Origin of the sequence: Paenibacillus sp. FSL E2-0177 (assembly GCF_037992975.1) — a bacterium.
Classification (GTDB): Bacteria; Bacillota; Bacilli; order Paenibacillales; family Paenibacillaceae; genus Paenibacillus_AQ; species Paenibacillus_AQ odorifer.
Map to the genome: position 1 here is coordinate 230,258 of NZ_CP150307.1, position 11,914 is coordinate 242,171.

At 42.4% G+C, this 11,914-nt stretch carries 11 protein-coding genes; 3 read left to right on the forward strand and 8 right to left on the reverse strand.

The annotated features are described in order from the left end of the window. Positions 1 to 196: 196 nt before the first annotated feature. The 3 genes from MHI25_RS01080 to MHI25_RS01090 form a co-directional block, all read right to left on the reverse strand. Entirely contained in the window at positions 197 to 2,578 is a 2,382-nt protein-coding gene (locus MHI25_RS01080; protein WP_326046966.1) for a N,N'-diacetylchitobiose phosphorylase, read from the reverse strand. Positions 2,579 to 2,793: 215 nt separating this feature from the next. Next, positions 2,794 to 3,402 carry a zf-HC2 domain-containing protein gene (locus MHI25_RS01085; RefSeq protein ID WP_076279932.1) on the reverse strand — a complete coding sequence of 203 codons (609 nt, stop codon included), beginning with the start codon at positions 3,400 to 3,402 and terminating at the stop codon, positions 2,794 to 2,796. Continuing rightward, the gene (locus MHI25_RS01090; RefSeq protein WP_076187044.1) at positions 3,399 to 3,881 is read right to left on the reverse strand and encodes a sigma-70 family RNA polymerase sigma factor; all 483 of its coding nucleotides are present in this window, start codon (positions 3,879 to 3,881) and stop codon (positions 3,399 to 3,401) included. The genes MHI25_RS01085 and MHI25_RS01090 overlap by 4 nt, the downstream gene beginning before the upstream one ends. Before the next feature lie 205 nt (positions 3,882 to 4,086). On the opposite strand from MHI25_RS01090, the gene MHI25_RS01095 reads away from it, so the two are divergent. Then, complete coding sequence (locus MHI25_RS01095; protein WP_340394819.1) at positions 4,087 to 4,428, forward strand: nitrous oxide-stimulated promoter family protein; 342 nt, start codon at positions 4,087 to 4,089, stop codon at positions 4,426 to 4,428. A gap of 48 nt (positions 4,429 to 4,476) precedes the next feature. On the opposite strand, the gene MHI25_RS01100 is transcribed toward MHI25_RS01095, so the two are convergent. From MHI25_RS01100 to guaD, 5 genes are all read right to left on the reverse strand, one after another. Beyond that, positions 4,477 to 5,628: a glycosyltransferase gene (locus tag MHI25_RS01100; protein ID WP_076187066.1), complete on the reverse strand. Its 1,152-nt coding sequence runs from the start codon at positions 5,626 to 5,628 to the stop codon at positions 4,477 to 4,479. A gap of 269 nt (positions 5,629 to 5,897) precedes the next feature. Continuing rightward, complete coding sequence (locus MHI25_RS01105; protein ID WP_340394820.1) at positions 5,898 to 6,977, reverse strand: saccharopine dehydrogenase; 1,080 nt, start codon at positions 6,975 to 6,977, stop codon at positions 5,898 to 5,900. A gap of 94 nt (positions 6,978 to 7,071) precedes the next feature. After that, complete coding sequence (locus MHI25_RS01110) at positions 7,072 to 7,392, reverse strand: metalloregulator ArsR/SmtB family transcription factor (protein WP_076126921.1); 321 nt, start codon at positions 7,390 to 7,392, stop codon at positions 7,072 to 7,074. A gap of 328 nt (positions 7,393 to 7,720) precedes the next feature. Then, positions 7,721 to 9,073 carry a solute carrier family 23 protein gene (locus MHI25_RS01115; protein WP_076126923.1) on the reverse strand — a complete coding sequence of 451 codons (1,353 nt, stop codon included), beginning with the start codon at positions 9,071 to 9,073 and terminating at the stop codon, positions 7,721 to 7,723. A 38-nt stretch (positions 9,074 to 9,111) separates the two neighbouring features. Beyond that, the gene (guaD, locus tag MHI25_RS01120) at positions 9,112 to 10,476 is read right to left on the reverse strand and encodes a guanine deaminase (protein ID WP_076135315.1); all 1,365 of its coding nucleotides are present in this window, start codon (positions 10,474 to 10,476) and stop codon (positions 9,112 to 9,114) included. A gap of 311 nt (positions 10,477 to 10,787) precedes the next feature. Between guaD and MHI25_RS01125 the strand changes: the two genes are divergently transcribed. Next, positions 10,788 to 10,976, forward strand: a complete 189-nt coding sequence (locus MHI25_RS01125) for a hypothetical protein (protein ID WP_036687195.1) — start codon at positions 10,788 to 10,790, stop codon at positions 10,974 to 10,976. A gap of 87 nt (positions 10,977 to 11,063) precedes the next feature. Further along, complete coding sequence (locus tag MHI25_RS01130) at positions 11,064 to 11,786, forward strand: GntR family transcriptional regulator (RefSeq protein WP_076126926.1); 723 nt, start codon at positions 11,064 to 11,066, stop codon at positions 11,784 to 11,786. Positions 11,787 to 11,914 lie beyond the last annotated feature (128 nt).

Consider the following 11,914-nt stretch of genomic DNA (forward strand, 5'->3'; position numbering starts at 1 on the left):
AGAAACTTGGTTTGCCAATTATGAGAATGAGTTCAGGCTGTCGGGAAGGTCCCGGCAGTCTTTTTTTCGTCATTTGAATCCAGCTCAAACGCGGTCATAGATCCGGAAGGCAAGTGTACAAACCTCGTTCTAATTGTAAAAACAGGAGGACGCACCTTATTGGTCCGTCCTCCTATCTATTCCTCATAAATACGCCTTAACCCATAATAACGAGCACGTTGTTTTCTGGCGCCATTTTGGCCACCGGGATCAGGTTGCCTTGAATTTCTTCACCGTTAATAACGATATGGGTAACCCCTTTTTGTACACCCTTCTTGTTCTCCACCTGGATGTTCAGCTTCTTCCCACGGAATTCCCGGACCATGGAAAAATCTGTCCAGTCGGAAGGAACACACGGGTTGAGGCGAAGGCCATCAAATTGCGGTTGAACCCCCATAATGCCTTCCACCAAGGAGACCATCACGGTTGAAGCGGTGCCGGTCAGCCAGTGGACATGCGCCCGGCCTTGATATGGGCTGTCCTTGGACTCGACAAACTGGCCATGTACATAAGGCTCGAGTTTACGGATTTCAGCCTTATCGTTCATGCTGGCCGGACTGCAATTCAGGAAGTATTCGAACGCGCGCCCACCGTTGCCGATCATGGTTTCCGCCAGAATGAGCCATCCCTGCGGCTGGCTGAAGATGCCGCCGTTTTCCTTAGTTGAGGCGTTGAAAAGAGCCATCAACGCTACTGGCAAACCGTATTCACGGAACGGAGGGTAGAATAACATAGTGCCGTAATCGGTCCGCAGATTCTCATACACTTTGTCCATGGCGAGCTTCGCCTGATCCGGGCGGGCTGCACCGCTTAATACGGCCCAGCTTTGCGGATTGAGCCAGATCTTGGCTTCATCATTTTCCCAGGAGCCGATGGTATAGTTGTCTTCGGTAAATCCGCGGACGAATTGATCGTTCTCCCAAGCGTGTTTTTGAATGTTATCGTCCAGCTCATCAAGCAGGCCCTGCGCCCATTGAATATCTTCAGGCTTGTTCTTATTTTGTGCGATTTCCATGAATACCTTGAATGCCATATACAGCTGGAATGCGACGAACAACGACTCACCCTTGGCTCCAAGCCGTAGGCAATCGTTCCAGTCGGCATGAAGCCCAACCGGCATGCCGTGTGCGCCCATACGATCCAGACTGAACTGAAGTGCCTGGCGCAAATGCTCGTACACTGTGCCCTCGCCTTTATCCGAATAAGGGATTATTTCATCTGTGAAATCCCAGTTGCCACTTTCATTCAAGTATTTAATGACGGTGGGGAACAGCCATAAAGCGTCATCAGCCCGATAATGGGGGTGACCGGTTTCCCGCACGTATTCTGGATCATCCGGTGTGCCCTCATGCCCAGGATTGTGATCAAATTTCACCAACGGAAGTCCACCGCCGTTGGAAACCTGGGCGGATATCATCAGTCTTAGACGTTCAAGGGCCATCTCATGATCCAGATGAATGATGCCTTGAATATCCTGCACGGTATCCCGATATCCGAGTCCATTACGAAGACCGGAGTATTGGAAGGAGGCTGCACGTGACCAGATGAAAGTGATAAAGCATTGATATGCATTCCAAGTGTTGATCATGTTGTTCAGGTTATCGCTTGGTGTCTGGACCTGGAAGCGGTTAAGTTTGCTGTGCCAGAATGCTTTTAACTCTTCGAGTTCTTTATCTACCACGGACAAGTCCTTATAATGGCTGAGAATTTCGGAAGCGCCTTTCTCATCATACTGTCCCAGTAGAAATACGATTTCTTTCTCTTCTCCCGGCTGCAAATCTACGTTAATCTGCAGGGCCCCGCAGGAGTTAGTATTGTAGTTTAATGAATTGGAGCATTGGCCGTTCTCAACAGAGGCCGGATTGCCATAACTGCGGTAATCGCCTAGGAACGTATCCCGGTCACCGTCATAAGCGGTAACTTCTGCACCTGCAGCCCCGAAGAATCTCCAGGTTTGTTCTTCGGGGGTGTTTTCATTGATGACTTGAAGGATCATATTATTTTTATAGTAGGTCCGTGAAATAAACAGAGTGTACTGAAGGTTGACGGTATCCTGCTCATAGTTGTTATTGTTGGTTAATTCAACAAATCCGAAGAGAGCCAGCTTGCGTGCTTTGGAGTCATCATTGCGCACCTTCATGCGCCACACCTCATAGGTTTCGTTCAGTGGTACATAATATAATGATTCTGTATGGATGTTATCGTAGTCCGAGACGATGTTCGTGTATCCGGTTCCATGATGGCATACCGACTTATATTGCTCCAGATCTTTACCCACTGGCTGCCAAGAGCCGGACCAATAATCCCCGTTCTCCAAATCTCTCACGTAAATATAGCGTCCGGGCTCGTCCTTAGAGTTGAAGTGGTAGCGGATATGCCGCCCATTTGCGCCAGACTTTACAAAGCTATAGCCGCCTGCGTTACCTGAGATGATCGCACCGTATTCCGGCGAGCCGAGGTAATTCGCCCAAGGGGCAGGCGTATTCGGCTTGGTAATGAGGTATTCCTTGTTTTTTCCATCAAAATAACCATATTGCATGACCATTCCTCCTATTAAGTGGTTAATGGGCCGATCTATAAACGCGCGTTCACAAAGAGGTGAAATATCCATGTGTAATTTTATTATAAGATACTTTTAGTAAATCGATAACCCTATATTTTAGCGAAAAAACGAAAAAAAATGCTAACTTTTTTAGTGGGGTGTAAAGCGAAAGACACCTTAAAAGGTGTCTTTATTTATTTTAGCGGCAATGTCTACTCCACTAAAACACCATTAACAAACGTCATAGTTTTATCTTTGAATTCAAGAATAAACTTGTTTGGAAAATCTAGATCAGTATGAATCTCCGTCCCCAACATAACTTTTTTGCCTACATCATCAAAGGGATTATGAAGTAAACCTCTAGGCGTATACCTAGTTTCAGAACCGATTACATTATTATTCTCATCGCGGATAAATTTGGTTTTTCCTGAGAACACGAGGTCCTTGCCATTTTCCAAAGTTAGATGAACTTCCAAACGATCCTTTGTCTTCTGATAATCTATGACTACATCTTTAGAGGATACAGGGAAACCGATAACAAAAAGTCCAATAAGGGCTGTAGCCAGTATGAGTCCCGATAAGACGGAAAAAATGAGAGTTTTTATATTCTTTTTTTTCACTTTTTTAAAATAATTGAGTTTGTTAACTTCCTCTTTATCAATAATAGGCACACTTAGATTTGCTGTGGCGGTCATTTCATTATAGGATTGAAGGCAGCTTTCACAGGATTGCAGGTGTTTTTCGATTTCTTCGTTACTATGTACAGAGGTTAGCTTTTCAATATAGGAAGGTAATAAATCCTGAATGATCTCGCATTTCATGAAGATCTTCCTTTCATTAATTTTTGTTTTCCACGGTAAAAGGTAACTCTTGCCCAGGTCTCATCTCTGCCAAGAATTTCGCCAATTTCCCGAAAACTGAATTCTCCGGTCAAACGCAGATATAATACTTCTTTGGTATTTGGATCAAGTAAATGAAGTTGTTTAAATAAATCCATTTTGTCCTGAGCAAAAATGAACTGGGATTCTGTTGAATTTGCGTTAGCCAAAGGAGCGTCTTCTAATTCCTCAGACTTCCGCTTGCGCTGCTTGTCCAGCTCCTGATACCACACATGTTTAGCAATTTGACAAAGCCAAACGTATACTTTGCAGGTCCCATCGTATTTATCTATCGATTTTATAGCTCTATAAAAAGTTTCTTGGGTGATTTCTTCTGCCAGCAAGTGATTATGACAAAAGCTAAATACGAATTTATATACTTGGGTTGAATATTCCCTGTATAATTGCTCGTTGTCCTCCATCCATTCACCTCCTCAAGTTATATATCCGTAAAAAGCTATAAACGTTACAAGTTTTTTTTAAAAAATTTGATTTATACAATTATCGCCTTTCAACCCCGGTATGTGAGGGAATTAAGGAGGTTCAGCGTTAAGGCTGGTTTCACAGTTGGTTTACCCTTTATAATTACATGAGATCTTATTGTACAAGTTACAAGGGGGTTCATATATGATAACAAAGGTAAACCGGCAGTTAAATGAGGGTCCTAAAATTCAAAAAGAACAAGAGCTTGTTACCAAAATGATTCGTATATATTGTAAGAAAAAACACCATCATAAAGGCTTTTGTAAGGAATGTCAGGAATTAAATGAGTATGCGCTGAAGAGGTTAGCCTATTGTAGGTTTGGTGAAGAGAAAACAGCTTGTGCCAAATGTCCTGTTCATTGTTACAAACCGGATTATCGCCAAAGAATTAAAGGGGTTATGCGTTTTTCTGGTCCGTGGATGCTGCTCTATCATCCCATTGAGTCGATTAGGCATATTCCGCTACCCAATAAATTGAGAAAATAAGTGAAAACCGGACATCATTTGATGCCCGGTTTAATGTATTTTTAGATATCATTCTCCCAGCTTTTCAGCCTTCACCAAAATCTCTCGCAAAACACGGGCAACCCGGCTTTTTCTTCTCTTTACTTTTACACTTATCCGTCTTAACGACTCTTGGTATACGGCGGTATCAATGGGTTCATAGAGCTGTTTGGCGGCAATCCGTAACGTCCTTCTCATTAATATTGCTGATGAACGTGTTGACTTCGTTCGGTATCCTCTGCGCAAGACCCGTATAGTATGTTTGTATTTCTCCAGGTCTTCGTTTGGAGGAACAAGGGCGAACAGATTTAGGGAAGAGTCATTGAACCCGTAGCTTTTGAACATGATTTTTAGATTCTCAATATTTATGAGATTTCCTCTGAAGTGGGTTGGATGTTCTTGGTGAACGCCGACAACTTCTTTGATGCTGTGAAAAGGGATTTTTAATCGATGCAGTCGATACCCAAGATCCCAATCTTCGAGTCCATAGAGGATAAACTGTTCATTAAAACCTCCAGCCCGAGTTAATTGGCTGCGTCTTATGGACACACAACGTGTGACGAGTAACATCCATGGGGCTACATCTGTGCTGGCAAATTGCTTTTTAGTATTTGGAGGAACTCTTGAGGCAAAGGTGACTTTTGATAACGTCTCCGTCTGCTGAAGGATATCATTGGGTGTGATTATTGGGATAATTTCAGTCACTGATTCGAAGTCAGGATTCCATAAGTTAGAAGGCGAAAGTGTATTGCGGCAATGTTCTTTTTCTTCAGGAGAAAAGTCTGGGTAGTAGTGGGTATAAGCATCATCCCATGAGTGTGGAATACCTGAAATTATGGACTTAGGATATTTACGGTGATACTGGTTTACGATCCTAATGAATTCAGGGAATACCAGAAAATCAGCATCGCAGAAGATGACGTATTTCCCTTTTGCCTGACTCAGCCCCAGATTTCTTACGGCAGAACGGCCGCGTTGTTCCTGCTGAGCGACATAAATAAGCGGATAAGAAGTTTGAAAGCTTTCGACCATTTCCTTAGTACCATCTGTAGAACCGTCATCTGCGACGATCACCTCGAACCGATCCTTCGGATAGGTCTGTGTCTCGAATGAAGTGAGTGTAAGTAGCAGCTGCTGAAGTCGGTTATAGGTTGGAATTATGATGCTGTAACGGATAGCCAGAATGATCACCCCCACCATTTAATAAAAGTCCTTGAATAGGATAAATAATAACAATATATTCAGGGACTTTAGCCTGGTCTAGTCAAACGCCTTTAAGGGTGGAAATAGGCAGGGGACAGGGTTTAGCACGAATCAAAGATTTTATATTTTTGTGAACTTACCTAGCTCCGTCTCATCTCTATTGTAAAGAACCCGCTATATTAGCGGGTTCTTTACTGTCTGTGCGCTTAATTGTAGTAGACAGAATGCTCGGTATATGTGAAGTGCTATTAGTGAGATATAAGAACCCCATATTGTTTAAAAAAGTTGGTGATTTCAGAGATGTCCATCCGTTCATCAGGTAGATCTTCTGGATAATAAATGCCTGGGACCCATGGTTCTTCCTTTGATATCCGCAATAGCTTTTCTGCTTGGACAGCAGCTCCCAAAGCGGTAAGATGAGTCTGACCAAGCGGGTCAGAAATCGCTATTGTCCGTTCAACCCAGTGCCCATTATGATCCAGACCCTTTAGATGAATAAGGATATGATGTGCACTGCCAGTACCAGGATTGTAGAGCAGTCTTCGTCTAAGCGAACGGAATCGGTCCCCGCTGATCATCTTCCATATTCCGCTGTTAACTAGTCCGACAAGGATGGAGGTGGAGGCTTTGCTGTCGAAGGAGATGCGGAAGCTGGCGGAGTCGATATGCTCAGCTGTTGGCAAGGTGACATGATCTGGGGTGTCAAGCCGATAGCATTTTGCTGTATATCCATCTGGAAATTGGACTTTGATGGGGTCAGTCATTGGAAATACAAGACGTTTTCCCCCCCGTTCTGTAATATGGAATGGAATGGTCATACGATCCATGTACGCCGCGGAGTCGGGTCCTGCTTTGTCACGTAGAGAGTACAACGCGTGAATATCAACGGCGACGTTTTGAAGTGTGGCCGAGTGCAGCATGGCGAACAGCGAAGCAGTTCCCGCCATCCATCCCGAAGAAAGCACGATAGGAGCATAGAGGTCTGCTTTTTCTAACTTTGTGATTGATTGTTGGAATATCTCTGTCCAGCGAGTAAGATCGATCAGTGGGATTTTTCTTCTAACTGCAGACATAAGTAGCCGATCCTGCAGATCGTTGACGGAATTGATGATTAGCGATACATTATCGCCTGCATAAAGCAGTGGATCATCCGCATTATTATCAACTACGACTGTTTGTACCCGTGTGGACTCAAAAGGTGCTGCTTTTTGCGGTGACCTTCCTCCCAATATAATCTCGAGATCGGGATGTCGAACGTGTAATATTTGAGCAATTTGTCTGCCGACGGCACCGTATCCTCCTACAATAAGTACCTTTTTCCTATGCATATCTGCAACCTCCGTTTAAATGTTTATATGTTTAAGTTATTTAACATATCGCTTAAAAAAATAGGAATGACAAGTGCTAGTCAGGTTAATGGCATTAGCACTGGCATTCCTCTTCAACGAAATGGACAAGTTGTTTCATAAGCGCTATCGCTTCGTCAAACTCAAGTCTGTAGAACATTTCCGTGCCCTTCTTCTGAACCTTAAGCAGCCCTGCTTGCCGTAATATTTTCAGATGATGAGAGACTGTAGGCCGGGACATGGGGATATGCTCTGCAATTTGGCTCACATTCATACTCTCTTTGTCGATCAGCAATGCAATGATTTGCTGACGTATAGGATCTCCCAAGCCTTGGAAATAGGGGCTTAAATTCTCAAAAATGTGAATCGCCTTCTGATTACTATTAGATTCGTTCATAACTCCCTCCGTTATAATGTTTAATTGTTTAAACGTATCATAATATATTTCAGGGAATAATTCAATGCGTTGATAATCTCCGTTATTTTGGAGGAATCCTAGTTTATTAAATATAATCAAGGGACATATGGATATTTGTATTAAAATTGTGAGGTCATATGGTAAGGCGGTTTTATGGATGAACTCAAGTAAAAAATAATCATGTCCTTAAACAAAAGACACCTCGATGGGTGTCTTTTGTTTAAGGAATTCCAGAAGGTAGCATACAAAGCTCGGCTTATTCGCGGGGATAAAAAAGGATCAATAAGAGGCTGCTTCTTTTTATGTTCTATTTTCCACTAGGTAATAATTTATTCAATAATATTGCTGCCAATGAAGCAGCTAGGATAGGTGAGCCTAATAAATACTGCACGAATGTAGGTAAAGAGTTCAAGTAGTCACCAGGAATGAGTACCAACGCCAAGGTGATGATCATAGGTAAGGCAATAATGTACATTTCTTTTTCGCCGATGGTTACATTTTTCATTACTTGCACACCATTAATTGCGATGATGCCGCAGATGATGGCGAAGACGCCGCCGATTACAGCGGATGGAATGGAAGAGATCAAAGCGGCGAGTTTACCGGAACAACCAAAGAGGACAAACCATCCTCCTACAGCGAGAAAAACCCGGCGGCTGGCAACACCTGTAATGGAGATGATCCCTGCATTAGTTGAATAACCTGTAACAGGAGTCGAACCGAGCACAGAAGCAATAAGACAGCCAATTCCTTCTCCAATTACGCCGCGGTTAATATTTTTGTCTGTCAAAGGTTTATTGATTACATTGCTGACCGCAAACCAGGTGCCTGTTGTTTCAGCCAGCAGCACGATATAAATAATAACCATGGTGATAATAGCTGAAAAATTGAAGGAAAAGCCGAAATCAACAAAAGCGATTCGCGGCATGCTAAACCACTTGGCACTACTTATCGCTGAGAAATCTAAAACGCCCATAATATTAGCCGAAATACATCCAACTACTAACGCCATCATTACGGAAAGAATTCGGAAGACAGATCCTTTATTACGGAACAAAGTACCGAGAACCACAAAAATAAGCAGTGTAGCACCTGAAATAAGGGCTAATAATACATTTTGATTAATTGAAGCCCCGGAGGCTCCGTAGATATTATCTCTGATCGCAACAGGCAATAAAGATAGACCTACAATGAAAATGATTGTGCCACCTACGATAGGCGGGATAAAGTTTTTAACGATTTTATTAAAAATCCCCGCATAACCCAAAATAATAACCAGGATGGCCCCGATTAAGCTGGCACCTAACACGGAGCTCCAACCGAGCTCCCCGCCACCACTAGCTGCATAAATACTGACGATCGCACCCAGTGGAACATAAGAAGGACCTTGAGCGATAGGCAGCTTCATACAGAAATAGGTTTGCACAATCGTTGCAAGTCCTGCGGCAATAAAGGTGGATTGGATTAACGCGCTGGACTGATTGGGCTGTAAGCCGATTAACATCGCAATAAGGAATGGCACTACATAGACATCCATAGCCAATACATGTTGAAAGCCGAGAATGACGGATTTACTAAATGAAACTTTTTCATCGGGTAGGACAGTTAGTAGCTGTGATTCCAAATGTGCTTGCTCTTGTACGTTTACTTGTGTTTTCACTCCGATGCCCACCTTAAGTTTTCTAGTTTAATTAATCTTTAACGCGAATGAACTTTTTCACCCTGTACCCAGACTTCACGGATATTTTCAGGTCTAGCCAGATACATTATCTTTTGAAAAATATCTTGCAAATCTTCATTCTCATCAAAGACGGGCAATTTCGCCGAGGGTACTTTCGTATCGATTATTTGAACATCCCATGCATAACCTTCTAGTAACCGGCCGATAGGTAAGCTTAAGCTTTCTCCGCCGCCAGCGGTAGCAAGATAAAAGGATTCATGGATCGTAATTCGCGATCCGGGTACTCCGCGGTTTTGTGCAGAAAGTGAGGGATTCACTCCATCCTCCAGCATTCTTGAAGACATAACGGCTTGTCTAATGTTGTCGAAGAGACTAGGTGAAAAACCTCCGGAAATATCAGAGCCTAAACCAATTTCAACGCCTTTGGCATGGAAGTCAGCGATCGGAATGACACTATTGGCAAAATACGCGTTGGATATCGGACAATGCGCAATAGCTGTTCCTGTCTCTGCAAACAAATTCACATCATCTTCATCTAAAAAATTACAATGTGCCATGACAGATTTATCACTGAGCAGACCAAAATCATGCAAGGCAAAAGCATCGTTCTTCTGGAACCGTTCTTGCACATAACCATGTGCCCAATCACTTTCACTACAGTGCGATTGCACATACGTATCATATTTAGCGGCAAGTTCTCCCAAGCCTTGTAAAGCCTCATTAGTGCAGCTTGGAATGAACCTTGGTGTCACTACTGGATAAACGCCTTGTTTAGTAGATTTAGCGAGTTCTTGTACAGCTAGTATAAATTCTTCCGTATCCACTAGTGCGGTGTGGGTGTCGGAGTCGCGGTAATTCTCAGGATTTCCCTGCGGATCGTCCATAACCACTTTTCCAACGAGTCCACGTTGCCCTTTTTCCGCACATATTTTAGCCAATAATAGACTGGCCTCTTTATGCACCGTTGCAAAATAAAGTGCTGTAGTGGTTCCGTTTGCGAGCAAAGTACCAACCACGTCATCGTAGACTTTTTTTGCAAAAGCCAGGTCCGAGAATTTAGACTCCAGTGGGAAGGTATAAGTATTTAGCCAATCATAGAGCGGGATATCTAATGCAGTTCCAGATTGAGCCCATTGTGGCGCGTGGACATGCAGGTCGATAAAGCCGGGCAAAAAATACTGGCCCTCGGCTAATACATGAAAATTGTCCTGACCTTGATAAGCATCAAGCAAGGGTTGATAGTCGGGGTGCTCCGGTGCAACGATCATTTCTATCATCCCATCCGAATTGATACAGAAGAGATGGTCTTTTAAAATTTGAATTTCTTTTGGGGATAGGCTAGAAAATGAAGTGCCTAGGAATATTTGCATATAATTTCTCATAATTTCCGCCTTAATGTTCGTCTTTTGGTGTGCATTCGTTATTATAATCCGTGAAAAAGGATAAGTCCAGACCAAAAGTCGAATAAAGACGTAATTGACGAATGGGAGGAGCTGAGGAATTGAAAGCGAATATGACGCATAGACGTCACGTTCGCTAGGCTAGAATACAGAAAAAGATAGAGGGAAGTAAAAAATGCAGGTGTGCTTCGATTCCTTTACGGTTATAGGAAATGAATGCGGTTACTATCTTGTGATATAATAGATGAAATCGATCAATAGTTTGAGAAAATTGGATTAGGAGTGTTGCCTGGATGAGAAGATACAACATTTGGCGCCCGTTGATGTTAATTATTGTTGCTGTACTTACAAAAAGCTTGGTCACTAACCTGTGCATTTTGTTTGGTATGCAGGCTGAATCAGCAAGTAGTATGGGGACGCTGGGCATGGTCATTGCCGGTTTAGTGATGTACAATCGCATGACAAATCGCCGACGTAAATAAGCTGGCCGGATAGATTATAAACGTCTGGTTATTATGTTATAGTAAAGATTGAAATAAAACTTGTATCGACCTGAAAAGGAGTACTTCATGACACAGTTTGTCTACAAACAAATTATTGATGACTTAAAAATGAAAATTTTTGCTGGGCAGTTTCCCGATATGAAATTACCGGATGAACGAACGCTTAGTGAAACTTATCAAGTGAGTCGTAGTTCTATTAAAAGTGCTCTGACTAAAATGGCAAATGCCGGCATTATTTTTAAAAAGCGTGGCTCAGGGACATTTATAAATCCTTTATACATAAAAAATGAATCTATTTTTAACTACGAAGGCTCTAATTTAGGTGTCACCGACAATTTTCAAATGAATGGGAAGAAGCCAAAGATTAAAGTTTTGAAATTTGAGGTCATTCCACCAACGGAAGAACTACAACGGGATCTGTTTTTAGGCCCACATGATTTTGTATACAAAATCATTCGCTTGCGTCTTTTTGATGATGAACCCTTTATGATTGAAACAGGTTATATCCCAATCAAAATTGTACAGAATTTAAATCAGACCATTATTGAAGGATCTATCTTTAATTATTTGGAGGATTCACGAAATCTGGCGGTAACCAAATCCTTTTTATCGATATCCGCAGAACCCTCTGAGGCTACGGATCAAGAGCTGCTGCATTTGCAGGCAAATGAGCCAGTAAGCATTATGGAAGGGATTTTCTTTTTAGATAATGGCACGCCATTTGAATTCTCCCATATGCGCTTCCACTATAAATACTTAAAATTTAATACCTTTGTGTCCGTTCATTAAAAGTAAGACTGGGGAATTTTTCTCGGTCTTATTTTTTTTATTTTGCGCAAAATAGATGAGGGACAAGTAGTAAATATCCCCCGCAAACTCCAGCCCATATTTTTACATATATATTAATATTGACTTAT

What these genes read in the sequence shown, in the direction of transcription:
- MHI25_RS01125 (WP_036687195.1), top strand. Translation starts at nt 10,788, where the DNA reads ATGAGAAGATACAACATTTGGCGCCCGTTGATGTTAATTATTGTTGCT.
- MHI25_RS01090 (WP_076187044.1), bottom strand. Translation starts at nt 3,881, where the DNA reads ATGGAGGACAACGAGCAATTATACAGGGAATATTCAACCCAAGTATAT.
- MHI25_RS01130 (WP_076126926.1), top strand. Translation starts at nt 11,064, where the DNA reads ATGACACAGTTTGTCTACAAACAAATTATTGATGACTTAAAAATGAAA.
- MHI25_RS01085 (WP_076279932.1), bottom strand. Translation starts at nt 3,402, where the DNA reads ATGAAATGCGAGATCATTCAGGATTTATTACCTTCCTATATTGAAAAG.
- MHI25_RS01105 (WP_340394820.1), bottom strand. Translation starts at nt 6,977, where the DNA reads ATGCATAGGAAAAAGGTACTTATTGTAGGAGGATACGGTGCCGTCGGC.
- MHI25_RS01080 (WP_326046966.1), bottom strand. Translation starts at nt 2,578, where the DNA reads ATGCAATATGGTTATTTTGATGGAAAAAACAAGGAATACCTCATTACC.
- MHI25_RS01095 (WP_340394819.1), top strand. Translation starts at nt 4,087, where the DNA reads ATGATAACAAAGGTAAACCGGCAGTTAAATGAGGGTCCTAAAATTCAA.
- MHI25_RS01110 (WP_076126921.1), bottom strand. Translation starts at nt 7,392, where the DNA reads ATGAACGAATCTAATAGTAATCAGAAGGCGATTCACATTTTTGAGAAT.
- guaD (WP_076135315.1), bottom strand. Translation starts at nt 10,476, where the DNA reads ATGAGAAATTATATGCAAATATTCCTAGGCACTTCATTTTCTAGCCTA.